We start from the raw sequence: 15,586 nt of genomic DNA, 5'->3' as shown, positions 1-15,586 counted from the left end.
TTACTCCGTCAGCGGCTTCTCGTCGAAGCCCAGGAAGGCCCGCAGTGCGGCGCGGGCCTGATTCGATTCCGTGACCTGGCCCACGCTGTCCAGCGTGGTCATTGCCGACTGCACGGTGAGCACCGCAGCGTTTCCGCCCAGCGGCTCGCGGTCTTCCAGTTCGCGCACCTCGTCGCGGGTCAGGATGCCGTTGTTGACCATCGCGGCGTAGAAGGCGGCGCGGCCGGCGCTGTCCGCGCGCAGCAGGCCCTCCACGGCGAACTTCGGATAGAAGCGCGCGCGCTCGGCCGGCGTCAGCAGGTCCTTCACGATGGACTGCTCGATGCGCTTGAGCCAGGGCGACAGCGTGAAGGTGAGGAAGCCCACCATCTGCTGTTCCAGGCCCGTACCCCAGTTCGAGCCCTTGTCGGTGTGGCCCACCATCCAGGGCGGCACGCGGAACCAGCGGCAGATTTCCTCGACGCTGAACCCGCGCGACTCCAGCAGTTGCGCATCGGACGGCTTGATGCCAATGGCCGACACATCGATGCCGCCCTCGAGCACAGGCTTCTCGCCGCGCTCGATGGTCTCCACGACCTCTTTCTTGAAGATCTTGCGCTGCTCGGGGGTGAGCCAGTCCTTGAACTTGTAGTACAGGGTCTGCAGCAGCCCGCCCTTGAACGTGCCGCCGGCCGCGTCGCTGGCAGCGCGCGCTGCGCCGAACACCTCGGCCCCGTAGCGGATGACCGAGACGCCCTCCTGGCCGTCCAGCGAAAAGCCGGGGATGTACCAGATGCGGCTGCCCGGGATCACCCGCTGGCGGCCATTGCGCATCGTGTAGCGCCAGTCCTTCGTGCCGTCCGCCTTGCGGATGGGCGCGAGGCGGTCAGGCGCCAGGAATTCCAGGCCCACGATGCGTTCGCCGATCATCAGCTTTTCACACCGCGCGCCGTCGCGCAGCAGCATCGCCGACACCACCGCCTCCCAGAACACCGACGCGGTGCTGTCCGCATTGGGCTGGTCGTGCAGGATCTCGTGCAGCCAATGCTGCGGCGCGCCACGCTTGCCCTGCGGCGTGCGCTCGTTCATGCCCAGCGGCAAGGTGGCGATGGTCTCGGAGATCAACCGCGTGCACGCCCACACAGCCGACAGCTGCAGCACGCTGAAGTGGTTGACGCTCGCCCCGCTGCTGTTGCTGCCAGCCCCCAGGATGTGCACGAGGTCTGCGCTACTGGCGCTGACCGGGACGCCCAGCCAGCTCTGCACTGCTGCTTTTATCCGGCCGACGCGATGTTGCTTAGGTACTGCTTTCATCGGCCTGTTCTGATGATGTTGCCCAGGAATCCGTCCAGGGTTCCGTGCTCCGTGCCGTTCAGGCTCATGCCCGTAGCCATGAGCAGCGCGCACATGTCGTCGATCTTCTCGGTGGACTTGCGCTTGTCCGGTGCGTTGTTCAGGTTTTCGTCCGTTCGGGCGACGAGGTTCGACGCATTCCAGTTCAGCACCGGGTCACTGCCGTGTACGAGGTCGCCATTCAGGTACGCAATCTCCAGCTCCTGCATGGCAGGGTGGTAGCTCTTTGGCCCCTGGATGAACTGCACCATCGGCACGTTGGCCTTCTTCAGCCGCTGCACCGTCTGCGTGGCGTTCCACCCGTCATAGCTCACGCCCTGCAGATTCAGGTTCTCATGCGCCCAGATGATCTTTTCCTCGATGGGCGCGTAGTCGATGGCCTCGTCGCCGGACTCGATCAGGAAGCCGCCCTGCACCCACGCTGCATAGGGCACCAGCCCACGCAGCGTGCGCTGTCGCACGGCCGCCGCCGGCACCCAGCGCCAGCCGCGCGTGATGATCTTGCGGCCCAGGCGCCACACCAGCCGGAAGGCGGTCATGTCGGTGGTGCTGGACAGGTCCAGCCCGCCCCAGCACGGCACGCCCTTGAGCGCGTCCATGTCCACGGAGCCCTTGCACTCGCGCCACTTCGTCAAGTTCACCCAGCCCCCGGCCACGGATGCCGGACGGTTCAGGCGCTTGATCTTGAACTCGGCATGCGTGCCGGGCTTTTCCTTCGCCTCGATGGCCGCCTTGCGGATCTCCACCAACAGCTTCGGATTCACCTCCATCAGAGGATTGGCCTTGTGCCATGCTTCCTCGTCGAAGTCATCGTCCGCCGTTGTCCCGAGTTCCTCGTCCTTCTCATCGACTGCGTAGTAGATGGCCAGGTAGTGGTCGGCCTCGACGATGCCGCGCAGCACCTTCTTGGCGAACTCACGCTCTTCCTGCCACGGACCCGGGTTCGCATAGCCCTCAGTGGTCAGGTACAGCCACAGAGGGTTCCCACGCGCCCCGGCCGCCGACTTCAACACGTTCAGCAGGTCGTGATTCTTGTGCGCGTGCAGCTCGTCCAGCACCGTGCACGAGGGGTTCAGCCCGTCCTGCGTGCTGGCCTTGGCGTGCACCGCCTTGTAGGTGCCCCCGTTCTCGTAGCTCGCAATGGCCTTTGCGAACACCTCCATGCTGAAGGCTTCGCGCAGGTCCGGGGTCTTCTCGACCATCCGCTTGGCGACCTTGAAGACGATGCTTGCCTGGTCGTAGGTGGTGGCCGCCGTGATGACCTGCGGCCCGACCTCACCCTCGCACACCTGGCAGTACAGCGACACCACCGCCGCCAGCGTGCTCTTGGCGTTCTTGCGCGCGATGGCGAACAGCGCCGTGGTGAACCGGCGCGTTCCGTCCAGCTTGCGGAAGCCGAAGAGCTGCACGAGGAAGAAGACATGCGACTCGTGCAGAACGATGGTCGGCGTCTCCCACACGCCCTCGACGTGCGGCAGCTTCTCGGCGAAGTCGCACACGTCGTTGGCGTGCCACTCGTCGAAGCGGAAGGGCGCGTCCTTCTTCTTGGCGCGCTCCAAGTCGTTCAGGAACCGCTGCGCGGCGAACCTGATCCAGATGCCGAAACGGTTGCGATTCTTCGGGTCCAGCGCCTTGCGGGCGTAGGCCTTGGCGATCTCGACGAAGTTACGCGGTTCCGGTTGGACGCTGTCCGTTTTTCGAGAAGGCATTCTTCGCAGGCCCTTCCCCAACGGGCTTGACCTTGCCTTGCGCCACGGGCGTCAGGCCAAAGTCATTGATGAGGTTACGTAGCTGGCCGACCATGGACGCCACGGGCGCTTCGCCGGCTGCGTATAGCTGGACCACCTTGCCGTGCAGCGCGCACAGTTGGCCCAGCGCGGACAGGCCGCCTTCGGTCAGCAACTTGTTGGCCACGAGGATCGGCGCGAGGCGCTGCCACTCCTTCACGGCGTGGGCATTCGGCAGCCAGTCGGGCGGCTCCGGCACTGCATCAAGCGCAGGCAGGTCAATCCCTGATTCCGGCATGCGGTCCTTGCGCTGCGTCCCCGCTATGATCTTCAACGTGGACGGTTTCTTACCTGGCCCTGGCATTGGCGGCCTCCCCGAAAATCAGGATTTCCATCCTGGCGGCGTGAAAAAGATGGTCGACCGCCGGTCTAGACAGCCGGGCCTCTAGGGTTTTCCCCCGCCCCTCCCCGTCCGATCAGCCGCCGTCGCCCCGTTCTGGTGCATCCGCCTCGATGGGGAAGCCGTCCAGCCCGATGCGCGGGCTCACCCTTCCGCCCTTCTCAATCTGCTGCTTCTCGCCGTTGTGGTGCGGAGCACATAGCCCTTGCCACAGCTTGCGATCCCAGAACAGCACCGGGTCGCCGCGATGCGGGATGCGGTGGTCAACGACCTGGGCCAGCGGTGCGGGGATGCCGCGCCGGGCGCAGGCCAGGATGATCTCGGGCACCGTCGTCGCCGTGATGCCGGCATCGCGCAAGCAGAACACGCAGTAAGGATGCTCCTGCAGGTACTCGGCCCGGGCCTTCTGCCATGCGTAGCCGTAGCCGCGCTGCGTGCTGCTCTTGGTGGCGCCGTGCCAAGACTTAGCGCGCACGCTCAGCCTTGAACGTCAGGGCCTTCATCACCATGTCCGCCACCTTCTGCTGATCGGGCCGCATGCCCGTGGTCAGCGCCATCATGTAGACGCCGGCCAGATACCAGCGCAGCCACCAGGCCACACGCACGCGGATGACGACCACGTCCGGGGCTTGGCCGTGCGCGCGGACGATGCGCTCACCAGGGGGAAGGACAGCGATGCGCGTCACTGCTTCGCCTTGGCGACGCGGTAGCGACTGCCTGCCGCCCGGTTGCGCGCGGCGTCGTACACCGTGTTCAGCGTCTCGACCTGGGCGGGCGTGAACGTCAGCGGCGACTTCGGCAGGCGCTCTCCGGCGAGGCCGGCATTCATCGCGCGCACGGTCGCATCGGCCGCTTGCTGGCTGGTGGCTGTGGTCATGGCAAATGAGAGAAGTGGTTGCGGTGGCGGGCTTCAATCCCGCGACTCGCGGGGTATGAACCCGCTGCTCTACCAGGCTGAGCTACACCGCTGAAGAAAAAGGCCCGCGCGAGGCGGGCCATCAAGATCCGAAGCCGGATCAAGGAGACATCGGCGCCGGCCGACCGCCAACGAAAAAAGTCCGCAGGGCGAACCGTGCGGGCTGTGTGTTGGCCTGTCGCTCAGTCGAAGAGCGCCCTGTATTCGGCCCGATCCTTCTCGAACTCTTCGAGGGTCATGCCCGAAAGCACGTACAACTCGGCGATGTCCTCATCCGTGAACTTGCCTTCAGAGGCATCCTGGAAACGGCCGTAGTCGATGAAGTCCACGCCTTCACAGGCCGCAACGTGCCCTGCGTACTTCTTGAGAAGAGCCTTGTAGTCCATGAGCCGCATTGTGTTGCCCCAACGAAAAAAGCCCGGAGGCGTGAACCTTCGGGCTTTGGGTGTGCTGGTGGCCAGCTTGGGGGTTATTGAAACACAACCCGCAAGACTGCGCAAGGGGTAAGTCAGGTTCAGACAGCAACTTCTTCCGGGTCGGGGATGAGGCCCCCGCGCATGAATCGGTCCGTCAGTCCATCCAGGGCGCGCTTGTGCAGGCTTACCCCGTACTTGCGCATCTTGCTGCAGTCGCCCTCCACGGTGCGCAGCGACACGCCGAACTGCTCGGCGATGTCGCGCTGCGTGACGCCCTGCCTCTGCTCGGGGCGCATGAAGACGTGCCACGCCACGTACAAGCAGAAGTCGGTGCCGCGCCCGATCACCGGCTCAAGGTAGGAGGCCATCGAGCGCACGCCGTTCGCCTTCTCGACCTGGTGCCCGTAGATGGCACGGCACGCCGCACGCTCGGCCTCATGCCCCAAGTGGTTCACCATGCTGACCACCTGGGCACATTGCGCACGCACCTCCAGCGGGTTGAGGCTGCCCCAGTTGACGGTCGCGGTGTGGTCGGTCTGGATGCCATCCCAGGGCGCCAGCTCACGCTTGAGGCGGTTGATGACCGCAGCCGTAGGGCTCTGTGAAGTCGCCGGCATGTTCTGGATGATGTAGCTGACGTGCAGCGCCTGCGAGGCGCTCTTGAAGACTGCGGTGCTGCTCAATGGCCTTGCTCCAGTTGTCGCGCCTCGCAGCGCGCGTGAATCGTCGGACGGACGGATCGCGCCATGCTGTCGATCTCGTCCCGGCTGCCGAACACGAGCGGCACGTAGTCCATGCGGCGGTCCTCGGTGTAGGCGCGGCGGTTCGCCCGGAGCATGTCGCCCACCTGCTCGACGTGCAGGGCGTTCTGGCTCTGGCTCCAGAGCAACACCCAGGTATCGGACGGCAGAAGCTCCACCGTACCGACAGCGAGTGGGGCGACGGCCCCCGCCAGGGGCTCATTCAGCATGGTCAGGTTCATGGGGGATTTCCTCCTCAGTGGAGAACGGGACAAAGCTCAGCGCGTACTTGCGCAGGCTGGTGCGGTACTGCATGCACTCGGGATCGAACCAGAGCCGGAGCGTGTAGTCCTGGTAGCCGCCGTAGCGCTGCTTGAACAGCACCACCTCCGCGTCGGGCTTGTCACGCTCCTTCTCCCACTCCTCGACGCATTCCGGGTCGTTGGGGTCCAGGGGAGCGGGCTCCTTCTTGCGACGCCAGACGCTGAAGATGTTGTCGGCCGCATTCACGATGTCGCCGCTGCCGGCCACTTCGGCCTTGACGGATCGCTTGCTCTCATCGCCTTTGCGGGGGTGTGCGACGAGATGGACATGCACCCGGAACTGCTTGGCGAATGCCGTGATGCGCTGGACGGCCTTGCGCTGCGCAGACAAGGCCCCGGGACCGTCGATGGGCACGTCGATCATCATCAGCGAGTCGATGACGAAATGCTTGACCCCGTGCCGCCGGGCCGCGTAGGTGAACACTTCCAGCAGCCTGTCCAGCTTCGCAGTGCCCACCACATCGAACAGCCAGAACCGGTGATGAAGCCATGCCCCGATGGCCCGGATGTAGGCCCGTGCGGGCTTGGCCAGGCCAGAGGCTTGGCGGTGGACCCGCTGCAGGTGGATGGCTGGCGGCAACTCGCCAGAGAACACAGCGACCTTCTGCCCTTGCTTGACCAAGCCCAAGAGGATCTGGTCAATGACCAGGCTCTTGCCGTGCCCGTTCCAGCCCGTCCACGCCGTGTACTCGCCATCCCGGAACTGGAACCAGTCGAGGCGCTGGTCGATGTAGAGGGCCGGCAGTGCAGGCGCCCCGGCGGGCGGATGGAACAGATCCTCGACCGCCTGCGTGAAGTCGTTGGCGCTGCGCAGCTCGTCGGGGTCCAGCGGCCTCGCGTCAGCCATGACGTGCAGGAAATCCACCGCCTCAGCGCCCTGCTGCAGCCAGTCGTTGGCGTCTTTCGCGCCGACACGCATGCGCCGGCACCGCTCGATCCCCAGCCGCTGGATGACCTCGTTCGCGCCCTTGTCGCCCGGCCCATCGTTGTCGTAGCAGACGAGGATGTCGTCGAAGCGCTCCAGGCGGTCCCAGTCGGTTTCGATCCATTGGTGCGCTCCCGCGCCTTGGTTCGCCGACAGCGCGGCGATGCCGCATTGGTGCAGCGACATGGCGTCGATCTCGCCCTCGCAGATGACGATCTGACGTGCATTGGGATCGATCAGGTGCCAACCGAACAGGCACGGCGCTGCGCCGCCCTCTTGGGTCTGCTCCTTCTTGTCGTCGATGTTCCGGCGCTTGACGTTGACCAGTTCGCCGGCCTCATCGAGGAACGGGAACACGCAATACGCCTTGCCGTCGCGCAACTGCTCGCCCACCTTGAAGGCCTTGAGCGTCTCGTCGGTCAGACCCCGGGCCTTCAGCCACTCGTACACCCGCGCTTTCGGGGCCTGGCACTTCGGCCGCTCCGGCTTGCGGTAGGTCTTTGTCGGCGGCTTGATGGGCTCATCCCGGATGCCGAGGTGCCGTTTGATGTCCTTGATGGCCTCCACCAGAGACAGGCCGCGCGACGCCATCCACAGGTCGATGAGGTCGCCGCTCTCGCCGCTGGCGAAGTCCTTCCACACACCCGCCTTCTCGCCGGTAAGCCGGACGGACAGGCTCGTACCTTCCTCCCCCAGCGTGTTCCCGGCTTTCCACTCGCTCCCGACCTTCTTGCCCTTCGGCAGCAAGTGCTGAGCGATCTCGGCCGCCTTCTGCGCCAGCAAGCCTTTCAACTCCCCAGCGTTCACGCGGGCTCCTCCTGCGGGATGCGCTTGCCGTCGCGGAACAGGTGCGCCGTGTGCGCCCAGCACATCGCGTTGTGCGCCTCATCGACGTTCTCGAAGCCGGCGGCACGGCACCACTCGGGCAGTGAAGGCGGCCGGCTGGCTTGCGCGCTCGTTGAGGGCCTACGCCCACCACGGTCCTGCTCCCTGCCAATCCACCCCGTCAGGAATCGACGAACGCCCCGCGCTGTCTTGCGCTTGGTCGGGTTGTCCTTGCACCAGATCCTGGCCTGCAGCACCGCTGCCCGCACGTCCACGCCGGGAAAGGCCTGGGACCACTCGGCAACATCGGCTGCCGTCACCTGATGCTCCTCGCCGTTCACCAACGGAATCAACGCAACGAGCTCGACAGGTTCAGCATCGACGCCGCCTTGCGGCTCGGTGCAAAAGGTATTTGTCTTCTCTGATGTCTTAAGGGTGTCTATGGATGTATCGGGTGCACGTCGTGCATCCCCGGGTGCATCTGGTGCATGGGTACTGGTGCACGTCGTGCCAGGGTGGGGGTGCACGTCGTGCATCGGTGCATCTGGTGCACTGGTGCATGTGGTGCCACCGTTGGCCCCTGGTTCCACATCGGTATCGGGTGCACGTCGTGCATCCCCGGGTGCATCTGGTGCATGGGTACTGGTGCACGTCGTGCCAGGGTTTTCGGCCGCTTCCCGCAGCTTGTCGAGCACGAATTCGCACCGGGTGTTCTTGCCAGGGATCTTGTTGATGTGAACAAAACCGGTCGCTCCTAGGTCTTCCAGGGCGTTCCAGACGGCCCTCCGGCTGAAGCATGTCCACTCGCACAGCCATGCCAGGGATGGCCACGCCACGCCCTCATCGTTCGCTCGATCTGCAAGCGCCATGAGCACGCACTTCCGCACAGGCTGCAGTCGCAGCGGTCGGCAAAGATTCGTCACCAAGTTGCTCATGAACACCTTGATCAGAACGGCGCTTCGTCGCCTGGACCATCACGCTTCACAATGCGCCGGGTCTGGAGCATGTCGGCCAGTCGCTTCTTGTGGTGCTCGATTTCCTCCAGGCACTGCGCCGTCGCAGCTTCGTCCCAGCGGGAAATTTTGAGCCTGCAGGCGGCTACGGCGGCCTCCAGTCGGTGCAGCACGATGCAGGCTTCGTGGCGTTGGTCGAGTAGGTCCTCAAGCTCGTCTTGCTGCGCGTCTTCTTCATCCGCCTGGGCCTGCGACGTGACCATGAACACGGCGGTGTCGTACTCCTCGATGAGCCAGCCGCGCTGCGCCAGCCATTCGATGAAGGCGTGGTGCACATAGCCGTCGTAGTAGTCCGGGTCAGGGCACGCGAATGTGCAGAACATCGGCACCTCATCGGGCATGAGGGCTTCGCCGCCGACCCACACACCGTGCTGGCACCTCTCGCTGCCGTACTCGCGCGCCGGCCGCGCGTGGATGCCTGGGAACGTGGCCAGGAGATCCGCAATGAGCGCCGATTCGCTGGGCCAGTGATCCGGCACTACCGGGATGTTTTGCTGCGTCATAGATGCCTTTCAACGTGAGCAAGGCGCCTTTCGGGAAGAAGAAACCAGCGGCAGGCAGGAAAGGCAAACTGCTTTTCGGGGCGGGTAGCTATCCCGCAGCCCTAGCCGTGGTCCAAACGGGTTCAGGCCGCGGCGGTGGGCCGGGCCATGGTGTCTCGCACGGGCAACTCGACCACGCTGCGCTCCGATGTCGGCTTGCCGGCTTCATGCATTGCGGCCAGGGTGGCGCGCACGCGCTGGGCGCAGCCGATGAGGTGCGCCAGCTCCTGATCGACCTGGGCCAGCTCGTTGGCGCTGACCTTGCCGTCTGCCGTCGCGCTTGCGGCGGCGGCCACGAACTCCGCGAACTCGCGCGCGGCACTGGACAAGTCCTGCATCGTGCAACCGCCGGTCTCGTACATGCCGGGGAGCGGCACGACCATCGCCCCGACGTTGCGCGCGAACGTGTTCAGGATCTGCAGCGGGTCGCTGACGTTCTGCTCGATGGCGAACTGCGTCATCAGCTCGGCGTCTTCCAGGCCCAGCTTGTAGCCACTGCTGCCGGCCAGCTCGTGGCGAGCGGAAGCCGGGTTCTTGCCGACGCGGAGGGCCCAGGCTTCGATGCCGCCATGCATCCGACGGGCAAGGCTGCGGGCAGAGTCACGGAGGTTCATAGCAACGTTGCTCCCGAATTGCTGTACGTATGGGTAAGGGACGAGGCGCCCGACAAACTGCGGGGCATGACGAACCCCAAGTACCTCTTCGAGCCCGTTCCGCCCATGCAAACCGCCGATGGCGAACTGCATTCCTCGGTGCGCACGGCCATCACCTCCACGACCGACGCGCACGGGCGGCCGGTGTTGACGATCAGCTCGACGCGGCTGCGGCTGGAATCGGTGGGCGGCGTCTTGCGCGTGGGCTTCGCGCAGATGCGGCACTCGGCGCCGGCACGGCTTCCGAGTGCGCGGGCGCGGCGCATGAACGTGCGGCGATGAGTCAATGCAGCCTCCCTTCCCTGCGGGCCTGGAGGGCTTCTGCCATCGCCTGAACGTGTTCAACCAGGGCGGCCATGCCGAGGGCGAACTCAAGCGCGGCCTGTTCCAGCGCGGCAGTGAAGGCCGGTAGGTTGAAGACGGGCGGGCCGTAGGTGATGAGCGGCAACGCCGGGAGTTGGTGCGCTACCGTGCGGCGCGGCGACTGCTTGCGGAGGCGGCGAAGGCTCGGCATCAGGCAGCCGCCATTTCCGGCTGCCGGAGGTTGGCCAGCAGCTGATTCAGAGCCGACTTATCCAGCGTGCTCAGTTCGATGAGCCGGCGGCCGAGCGCGTAGCGCGGTTCCTTGCTCTTGCTCGTGAGCAGATCCGTGATGGTGGACTGGCCGCACCCGCATAGCTTGGCGATTTGCGAGTGAGTCAAGTCCTTGCCTTGGAGCGATGAAATGATTGAGGGCCAGTCCATGGGATGGCGACTCTATCGGGATACCGATTTTTATGCAAGCGGCATTCCGATTTCCCCTATCGGTAACCTATCGGCTGTGAGAGAAACTGATCGCACCCCCTTCGGCGCGCGCCTGCGCGAAGCACGCCTGCACGCAGGCCTGAGCCAGCCCGCGCTCGCGAAGGCTGTGGGTATGGGTCAGTCGACGCTGGCCGAGGCCGAGCGCACCGGCCAAGGGTCTTCATTCACGCCGCAACTTGCAGAAGCCTGCGGCGTGAGGGCTACGTGGCTGGCCACTGGGGAAGGCGAGATGCTGGCCCGGCCACCTGGAATGGATCACGCCCAACTGGTGGCCCCATCCAAGTTGCGCGAGGTGGCGGTCGTTGGTCGAGGTAACGGTGGAGCAATGCCCAGCGTCATCTGGACGGATGGCGACTATCCGGTGGGGGCTACGGGAGAGGTCGGCGCAGGCATCCTGAGCAGCGATCCGCACGCCTTTCTGGTTGAGGTCGAAGGGCCCAGCATGATCCCCAAGTACACGCCGAAGAACTTCGCGCTTGTGGAGCCAGGCACCGAAGTCGATCTGGAAGACGACGTGCTCGTGCGGCTGCGCACTGGCGAGACCTTGATAAAGCGACTCGCCTCACGGCGGGGCGGCCTGAGTCTGTCTTCGTACAACGACACAGTAGTGCTGCACTTCAAGGACGAGGAGGTTGACTGGGTGTACTACATTGCCTACCCGGTCCCTCGCAAAAAGATCAAGTCACGCGCCTGAGCGTAGGAGATAGCCAGTGAAGTTCGCTCTGACCCTTTCCATTGCCGCACTTGTCGGGCTTGCTGGCTGTGCGGCGCCTACGCGCACCGTCGATATGGGAGGCCAGTTTGACGAGGAGGCTGCGCGCGCAGCGCTTGAGCCGGGTGCTGGCAAGATTCAAGGCAATGCACTGTTGCGCCAAGTTGGTGGCGGCGTGGTCACCTGCGCAGGGAATCGTGTCGATCTCCATCCCGCTACCGGCTACGCGCGCAAGTGGTTCGCAGCATTCTTCGGCAACGAAGGAGGCGGCTATCGATCCGTTCACGAAACACCAATCATCAAGTTCGTGAACACCTCTCCGGCCTTCTCGACACTCGGCAAAGCTGGGCACTGTGATGCACAGGGGAACTTTGAATTCACCCAGGTGAAGGATGGCGATTGGTACGTCATCACAAATGTGCAGTGGAACGTCATGACTCGCTACGGAGCAGAGCCGCAGGGTGGCACGCTTGCCCGCCAGGTCACTGTGAAGGACGGACAGTCGGTACGCGTCGTGCTCGCCCCATAGGGGCAGCCCGATAACCGCCAAATCGGAAAACCGTTGACACGGCAAGCGGAATACCGATAATCACTCCATTGCACCGATACGCGGTGCCATGGAGTGATGAATGCACCGCACGTCAGCCGCAGCAGCGGCCCATCGCCGAGAGGCACAGCCAGCAGCGCCAGCGCCGCGCCGCTTCTCCGGCCTGCTGGACAGCATGTCCCTCGCCGTCAAGCTGACGGCCCAGGCAGACGCCCTACCCCGTGATCCGCACGGCCTTCGGACCGCCGTCGAGATGGATCTGCGCCGACGCGCGCACATCGCGCTGAGCGTCACGCCGGAGTTCATCGAGTACCGCCGCAAGGCCCGCCGAGGCAACGACGAACTGCTGTTCCTCGAAGACTGGCGCGCTCCCGATGGCTCGCTCGTGCATCGCCTGGCGGCCCAGCGCAAGCGCGCACATGCCGTTGAGCACCTGGGGAGCGCGGCATGAACGCGCGCCCCTCCCCTGCCCACTACGCCGCCCAGGGCCGGCTGTACCGCGCCATCGTGAGCCTGCCCGATCGGCTGCGCCCACGCGATGAGCTGCTGCACGAGCGCATCGTCTTCTTCGACGGGCCGAGACCCCCCGATTGCGCGGGCGCCTTCCTCGAAAGCCTGCTCTTCCAGGCATGGGGCGTGGGCACCGCGAACTGGTGCGATGACGGCCTGATCTACAACATCCAGAGCGCCCAGGACCTCATCGAGCAGAACGTCAGTGAGGACATCGACGCGCGCCTGTTCGAACTGAGCTGGGGTGGCCCCGAAGGCGTGGGCTACGCCGACCCCGCCCGCGTGGACATCTTCGCGGCGCCAGTGCTGAAGGCTCGGCTGCTGGCCGTGCTCGGGCGGACTGTTGAGGCGAGCGTGATGCGGGCCGGCACCAACGCACCGGGGGCAGCATGATCGCCTGGCACTACACGCGCGGCCAGCACATGGCCTCCATCCTGTCGTCGGGCTTCCTGCGCCCAGCAACTGCCAACGTGCCCGACGTTGAGCGGCCGGTGGTCTGGTTCAGCCTGAACCGGCACTACGAGCCCACTGCCCTGCCCGGCATCCAGGGCGCCGACGGGAAGATGCGGTTCGCCACGCTCTCCGAAGCGTACACGCACGGCAATGGCCTGTACCGCTTCGGCACCGAGGCGCGAAGACTGATGACCGGTGCCGAGTTGCGCCGGGCTGCGCGCATCGGCAACGAATCATGGCGCTCCCTGTGCGCCAACGCCAACGGCAGCCACCCTTCCAACTGGTTCGGGCGCGTCGGCCCCATGCCCATCGAGGGCCTGCACATCGAGCGCATGGACGGCATCAACGGGCCTTGGGTGCGGCTCGATGTGCATCAGGAGGTCGCAGCGTGACCGCCGAAGACCTCGCCCTCTACGTCATGGCCGTGGTGTCTGTCGTTGTTGTGTGGTGGACGCCATGAACTTCGAGATCACCGGCAACGAAACCGCCGACCAGCTCATCAAGCAGCTGGTGGGGCTGCGCATCTGCGCGCGCCGCATCGTCATGGCGCGCAACGCGCAAAACTACAACCGGGCTCACTGGACCCGGCTCAGCGAGAACGCGCCCGATGGCGCAACCAAGGCCGCTGCGCTGGGCGAGCTTGCGGAACTGGAAGAGCGCCGGCTGCAGCTGGACTCCGCCGAGATCGAGATCGGCCGATACCTGATGCCGCTGTGCCACGCGCTCGACCAGAAGGCGACCCGGCAACAGGTGTTCGAGGCCATCAACGCCAACCCGGCAGATCGGGACACCGAGGACGTGCGCAAGTACGGCGACTCCGCACTGAATCTGATCTGCGTCATGCAGTTGGAGAACTCGGCCAGCACGCGCGGCGAGGACTTCTCCTCGCGCGAGTTTCAGCCTTTGCATTGGTGCCACACCAAGGCATTCATGCGCGAACTGAAGACGAACCCGAAGCTGGATCGCATCGTGCACGACGGCGCGAACGAGTTCTTCAACGGCGCGTTCGGTGAGTACCGCGAACGGCCGCTGATGGAGCGCCTCGCCGGGAGGTCGCTGTGATGGCCCCGGCCTGGTGCATCGGCACCAAGCGATCAGGGCTTCGGTGCGCCCCTTCGCGCCTTGGTGGTGACTTCAATCTTGCGCGCCTTGCCGCTGGGGCCTTTGAAGCTGACGACTCGTTCGGCGGGAAGATCGCTGCTTTGCGAACGCCGCGTGGCAAGTTCCATCAAGGCGGCCTGCGCTTCGTCAAGTCTGCGTTGGGCAACTTCGGCGCGCTTGATAACAGCGTCCAGCCCTCCAGACTCGAAGCGGTGCTCAGCATCGCGCACGAACCTCGTAGCGTTGATATAGGCCTCGTCAAGGCTTTCCTGGTTCACGTCCAGCGTGATCTCACGGCGAGCAATCTCATCGAGAACCTCAACCAGCACTTTCGACACATTTGCAGCGGCGAAAAGGCGCCCCTCCGATTGGACAGCCGCCATTGCCGCATCCTGCTGCGCACTGGCCAGCGCAGCGGCGAAGCTCTTCACGGTCGCATCTGGCGCGGACTCGCCATTGATGGATCGCTCCAACCGATCCGCGATTTCAGCATTCAGGCTGCGCTTCGCCGTTTGCGCCTCGGCTTCCAGGCGCTCGCGCAACTCTGGATTTATGCGCAAGGGGTACGGCGGCTGCTGCTTAGGCTCCATCCCCTAATCATCGACTCTTTCAGATTCTTTCACAAAGAATCTACTTGACTCTGTTGAATGACTCTTTAAGAATCTACTCATGCCATGACCGACCGTCACCAACTCGCACCCACCCCGGTCCGCATTCCGGATGACCTCAAGGCTCAACTGAAAGCCGAGGCCATCGCGAACGACCGTAGCTTGAACGGCGAGATCCTGGCCCGCCTGCGCTCGACCTTCAAGGCCAAGCACACCCAGCAACCCAGCACCACCAAGGAGCAGCAGCAGTGACCACCGAAGTGATCCAGGCAGAGTACGACGGCCACACGTTCGCATTCGACGCCGAGGGCTGGTTCGACGCGACAGTGGCTGCAGATCGCTACGGCAAGCGCCCCAACGACTTCTTGGAGTTGGACTCCACTATCGACTACATCGCGGCGCTCGACGCACGCCAGATCGCAATTACCGGGAAAGCTGGTATTTGGAAGGTCACTCGGCGCGGACGGTACGGCGGCACCTGGCTGCATCCAAAGCTCGCCGTGCGCTACGCCCAGTGGCTCGACCTCAACTTCGCCATCTGGTGCGACGAGCAGATCGACCAGATCCTGCGTGGCGCTCCGACCTCGCCACAAGCGATCCGGGCTGAGTACCTCTCGGGCTATCACGAACTCCACGCCGTGGTCGATGCCAAGGCAGCGGAATCGTCAAAGCCCTGGGCCGTGCATGTCAACGTCAACAAGGCCATCAACAAAGCAGTCGGTATCGAGCCCGGCCAGCGAGGCAGCCTCCCGCCTGGAAAGCTGGCCCTGGTAGCTGCAGCGAACCAGATCGCCTGCGCGACTTTCGCAGTGGCGAGCGACCATCACGACGGCTACGACAACGCCAAGGCCGCGCTGGGCCAGTTCGGAACGCTGCTCGCGCCAGCAGCACAGGCGCCGCGCATCGAGCCCAGCACGCACCCGCCGCCGCGAAAACGGCGCGCCACAAAAGGCGAAGCCCCGACAGCGCCAACCGTCGAGGCTTCTATCGAAACCAGCTCGGCGCCAACCGAGCAGGCCTCTTGATCCAAACCCTCTCA

General features: G+C 64.8%; 25 protein-coding genes and 1 tRNA gene. 10 read left to right on the top strand and 16 right to left on the bottom strand.

Going from position 1 to position 15,586, the window contains the following annotated elements; all coding sequences use genetic code 11:
• From LG388_RS10070 to LG388_RS10005, 14 genes are all read right to left on the bottom strand, one after another.
• Nucleotides 1–1,245 (bottom strand): phage portal protein, encoded by a 1,245-nt coding sequence (locus LG388_RS10070; protein ID WP_225782659.1) that lies wholly within the window; start codon nt 1,243–1,245, stop codon nt 1–3.
• 44 nt (nt 1,246–1,289) lie between these two features.
• On the bottom strand, nt 1,290–3,041 hold the full coding sequence (locus tag LG388_RS10065; protein WP_225782658.1) for a terminase large subunit: 1,752 nt from the start codon (nt 3,039–3,041) through the stop codon (nt 1,290–1,292).
• Complete coding sequence (locus tag LG388_RS10060) at nt 2,998–3,393, bottom strand: hypothetical protein (protein WP_225782657.1); 396 nt, start codon at nt 3,391–3,393, stop codon at nt 2,998–3,000. Before LG388_RS10060 ends, LG388_RS10065 begins: the two co-directional genes overlap by 44 nt.
• A 142-nt stretch (nt 3,394–3,535) precedes the next feature.
• On the bottom strand, nt 3,536–3,934 hold the full coding sequence (locus LG388_RS10055; protein ID WP_225782656.1) for an HNH endonuclease: 399 nt from the start codon (nt 3,932–3,934) through the stop codon (nt 3,536–3,538).
• Nucleotides 3,924–4,145: a hypothetical protein gene (locus LG388_RS10050; RefSeq protein ID WP_225782655.1), complete on the bottom strand. Its 222-nt coding sequence runs from the start codon at nt 4,143–4,145 to the stop codon at nt 3,924–3,926. The genes LG388_RS10055 and LG388_RS10050 overlap by 11 nt, the downstream gene beginning before the upstream one ends.
• Nucleotides 4,142–4,336: a hypothetical protein gene (locus LG388_RS10045; protein WP_225782654.1), complete on the bottom strand. Its 195-nt coding sequence runs from the start codon at nt 4,334–4,336 to the stop codon at nt 4,142–4,144. The genes LG388_RS10050 and LG388_RS10045 overlap by 4 nt, the downstream gene beginning before the upstream one ends.
• Before the next feature lie 15 nt (nt 4,337–4,351).
• Nucleotides 4,352–4,428: transfer RNA gene (locus LG388_RS10040), tRNA-Met, on the bottom strand.
• A 129-nt stretch (nt 4,429–4,557) separates the two neighbouring features.
• Nucleotides 4,558–4,761, bottom strand: coding sequence for a hypothetical protein (locus LG388_RS10035; protein ID WP_225782653.1), 204 nt, complete (start codon nt 4,759–4,761; stop codon nt 4,558–4,560).
• Nucleotides 4,762–4,889: 128 nt separating this feature from the next.
• A complete protein-coding gene (locus LG388_RS10030) occupies nt 4,890–5,474 on the bottom strand; it encodes an HTH domain-containing protein (RefSeq protein WP_225782652.1) in 585 nt (194 codons plus the stop codon).
• Complete coding sequence (locus tag LG388_RS10025) at nt 5,471–5,773, bottom strand: hypothetical protein (RefSeq protein WP_225782651.1); 303 nt, start codon at nt 5,771–5,773, stop codon at nt 5,471–5,473. The genes LG388_RS10030 and LG388_RS10025 overlap by 4 nt, the downstream gene beginning before the upstream one ends.
• Nucleotides 5,751–7,586, bottom strand: a complete 1,836-nt coding sequence (locus tag LG388_RS10020) for a toprim domain-containing protein (protein WP_225782650.1) — start codon at nt 7,584–7,586, stop codon at nt 5,751–5,753. Before LG388_RS10020 ends, LG388_RS10025 begins: the two co-directional genes overlap by 23 nt.
• Nucleotides 7,583–8,539 (bottom strand): helix-turn-helix domain-containing protein, encoded by a 957-nt coding sequence (locus LG388_RS10015; RefSeq protein ID WP_225782649.1) that lies wholly within the window; start codon nt 8,537–8,539, stop codon nt 7,583–7,585. Before LG388_RS10015 ends, LG388_RS10020 begins: the two co-directional genes overlap by 4 nt.
• Nucleotides 8,540–8,550: 11 nt before the next feature.
• Entirely contained in the window at nt 8,551–9,120 is a 570-nt protein-coding gene (locus LG388_RS10010; RefSeq protein ID WP_225782648.1) for a hypothetical protein, read from the bottom strand.
• 122 nt (nt 9,121–9,242) lie between these two features.
• Nucleotides 9,243–9,773, bottom strand: a complete 531-nt coding sequence (locus LG388_RS10005) for a phage regulatory CII family protein (RefSeq protein WP_225782647.1) — start codon at nt 9,771–9,773, stop codon at nt 9,243–9,245.
• Between the two features lie 66 nt (nt 9,774–9,839).
• Here LG388_RS10005 and LG388_RS10000 point away from each other — a divergent pair, with 66 nt between their 5' ends.
• Together LG388_RS10000 and LG388_RS26655 are read left to right on the top strand one after the other, a co-directional pair.
• The gene (locus tag LG388_RS10000) at nt 9,840–10,094 is read left to right on the top strand and encodes a hypothetical protein (protein ID WP_225782646.1); all 255 of its coding nucleotides are present in this window, start codon (nt 9,840–9,842) and stop codon (nt 10,092–10,094) included.
• 4 nt (nt 10,095–10,098) lie between these two features.
• On the top strand, nt 10,099–10,224 hold the full coding sequence (locus LG388_RS26655; protein ID WP_255632151.1) for a hypothetical protein: 126 nt from the start codon (nt 10,099–10,101) through the stop codon (nt 10,222–10,224).
• Nucleotides 10,225–10,325: 101 nt separating this feature from the next.
• Here LG388_RS26655 and LG388_RS09995 read toward each other — a convergent pair whose 3' ends face one another.
• Nucleotides 10,326–10,556, bottom strand: a complete 231-nt coding sequence (locus LG388_RS09995; RefSeq protein ID WP_225782645.1) for a hypothetical protein — start codon at nt 10,554–10,556, stop codon at nt 10,326–10,328.
• Here LG388_RS09995 and LG388_RS09990 point away from each other — a divergent pair.
• The 6 genes from LG388_RS09990 to LG388_RS09965 all read left to right on the top strand — a co-directional run bounded on the left by LG388_RS09990 (nt 10,555) and on the right by LG388_RS09965 (nt 13,900).
• Nucleotides 10,555–11,310: a S24 family peptidase gene (locus tag LG388_RS09990; RefSeq protein ID WP_225782644.1), complete on the top strand. Its 756-nt coding sequence runs from the start codon at nt 10,555–10,557 to the stop codon at nt 11,308–11,310. The two genes, LG388_RS09995 and LG388_RS09990, sit on opposite strands and share 2 nt — an antisense overlap.
• Nucleotides 11,311–11,326: 16 nt before the next feature.
• Nucleotides 11,327–11,857 carry a hypothetical protein gene (locus LG388_RS09985; RefSeq protein WP_225782643.1) on the top strand — a complete coding sequence of 177 codons (531 nt, stop codon included), beginning with the start codon at nt 11,327–11,329 and terminating at the stop codon, nt 11,855–11,857.
• A 193-nt stretch (nt 11,858–12,050) separates the two neighbouring features.
• On the top strand, nt 12,051–12,326 hold the full coding sequence (locus LG388_RS09980) for a hypothetical protein (RefSeq protein ID WP_225782642.1): 276 nt from the start codon (nt 12,051–12,053) through the stop codon (nt 12,324–12,326).
• Nucleotides 12,323–12,778: a hypothetical protein gene (locus tag LG388_RS09975; protein WP_225782641.1), complete on the top strand. Its 456-nt coding sequence runs from the start codon at nt 12,323–12,325 to the stop codon at nt 12,776–12,778. The genes LG388_RS09980 and LG388_RS09975 overlap by 4 nt, the downstream gene beginning before the upstream one ends.
• Nucleotides 12,775–13,230 (top strand): hypothetical protein, encoded by a 456-nt coding sequence (locus tag LG388_RS09970; protein WP_225782640.1) that lies wholly within the window; start codon nt 12,775–12,777, stop codon nt 13,228–13,230. The genes LG388_RS09975 and LG388_RS09970 overlap by 4 nt, the downstream gene beginning before the upstream one ends.
• A gap of 64 nt (nt 13,231–13,294) precedes the next feature.
• A complete protein-coding gene (locus LG388_RS09965) occupies nt 13,295–13,900 on the top strand; it encodes a hypothetical protein (RefSeq protein ID WP_225782639.1) in 606 nt (201 codons plus the stop codon).
• A gap of 32 nt (nt 13,901–13,932) precedes the next feature.
• On the opposite strand, the gene LG388_RS09960 is transcribed toward LG388_RS09965, so the two are convergent.
• Complete coding sequence (locus LG388_RS09960) at nt 13,933–14,529, bottom strand: Arc family DNA-binding protein (RefSeq protein WP_225782638.1); 597 nt, start codon at nt 14,527–14,529, stop codon at nt 13,933–13,935.
• 84 nt (nt 14,530–14,613) lie between these two features.
• Between LG388_RS09960 and LG388_RS09955 the strand changes: the two genes are divergently transcribed.
• On the top strand, nt 14,614–14,799 hold the full coding sequence (locus LG388_RS09955; protein WP_225782637.1) for an Arc family DNA-binding protein: 186 nt from the start codon (nt 14,614–14,616) through the stop codon (nt 14,797–14,799).
• A complete protein-coding gene (locus LG388_RS09950; protein ID WP_225782636.1) occupies nt 14,796–15,572 on the top strand; it encodes a KilA-N domain-containing protein in 777 nt (258 codons plus the stop codon). The genes LG388_RS09955 and LG388_RS09950 overlap by 4 nt, the downstream gene beginning before the upstream one ends.
• Nucleotides 15,573–15,586 lie beyond the last annotated feature (14 nt).

This window comes from Xenophilus sp. Marseille-Q4582 (assembly GCF_916700565.1).
GTDB lineage: Bacteria > Pseudomonadota > Gammaproteobacteria > Burkholderiales > Burkholderiaceae_C > Xenophilus.
Note: the sequence above shows the minus strand (reverse complement) of the source record. Positions and strands in the feature narration are given on the sequence as shown.

What these genes read in the sequence shown, in the direction of transcription:
- LG388_RS10065 (WP_225782658.1), bottom strand. Translation starts at nt 3,041, where the DNA reads ATGCCTTCTCGAAAAACGGACAGCGTCCAACCGGAACCGCGTAACTTC.
- LG388_RS10045 (WP_225782654.1), bottom strand. Translation starts at nt 4,336, where the DNA reads ATGACCACAGCCACCAGCCAGCAAGCGGCCGATGCGACCGTGCGCGCG.
- LG388_RS10035 (WP_225782653.1), bottom strand. Translation starts at nt 4,761, where the DNA reads ATGGACTACAAGGCTCTTCTCAAGAAGTACGCAGGGCACGTTGCGGCC.
- LG388_RS10025 (WP_225782651.1), bottom strand. Translation starts at nt 5,773, where the DNA reads ATGAACCTGACCATGCTGAATGAGCCCCTGGCGGGGGCCGTCGCCCCA.
- LG388_RS10015 (WP_225782649.1), bottom strand. Translation starts at nt 8,539, where the DNA reads ATGAGCAACTTGGTGACGAATCTTTGCCGACCGCTGCGACTGCAGCCT.
- LG388_RS10010 (WP_225782648.1), bottom strand. Translation starts at nt 9,120, where the DNA reads ATGACGCAGCAAAACATCCCGGTAGTGCCGGATCACTGGCCCAGCGAA.
- LG388_RS10005 (WP_225782647.1), bottom strand. Translation starts at nt 9,773, where the DNA reads ATGAACCTCCGTGACTCTGCCCGCAGCCTTGCCCGTCGGATGCATGGC.
- LG388_RS10000 (WP_225782646.1), top strand. Translation starts at nt 9,840, where the DNA reads ATGACGAACCCCAAGTACCTCTTCGAGCCCGTTCCGCCCATGCAAACC.
- LG388_RS26655 (WP_255632151.1), top strand. Translation starts at nt 10,099, where the DNA reads ATGCAGCCTCCCTTCCCTGCGGGCCTGGAGGGCTTCTGCCATCGCCTG.
- LG388_RS09990 (WP_225782644.1), top strand. Translation starts at nt 10,555, where the DNA reads ATGGGATGGCGACTCTATCGGGATACCGATTTTTATGCAAGCGGCATT.
- LG388_RS09995 (WP_225782645.1), bottom strand. Translation starts at nt 10,556, where the DNA reads ATGGACTGGCCCTCAATCATTTCATCGCTCCAAGGCAAGGACTTGACT.
- LG388_RS09980 (WP_225782642.1), top strand. Translation starts at nt 12,051, where the DNA reads ATGTCCCTCGCCGTCAAGCTGACGGCCCAGGCAGACGCCCTACCCCGT.
- LG388_RS09975 (WP_225782641.1), top strand. Translation starts at nt 12,323, where the DNA reads ATGAACGCGCGCCCCTCCCCTGCCCACTACGCCGCCCAGGGCCGGCTG.
- LG388_RS09970 (WP_225782640.1), top strand. Translation starts at nt 12,775, where the DNA reads ATGATCGCCTGGCACTACACGCGCGGCCAGCACATGGCCTCCATCCTG.
- LG388_RS09965 (WP_225782639.1), top strand. Translation starts at nt 13,295, where the DNA reads ATGAACTTCGAGATCACCGGCAACGAAACCGCCGACCAGCTCATCAAG.
- LG388_RS09960 (WP_225782638.1), bottom strand. Translation starts at nt 14,529, where the DNA reads ATGGAGCCTAAGCAGCAGCCGCCGTACCCCTTGCGCATAAATCCAGAG.
- LG388_RS09955 (WP_225782637.1), top strand. Translation starts at nt 14,614, where the DNA reads ATGACCGACCGTCACCAACTCGCACCCACCCCGGTCCGCATTCCGGAT.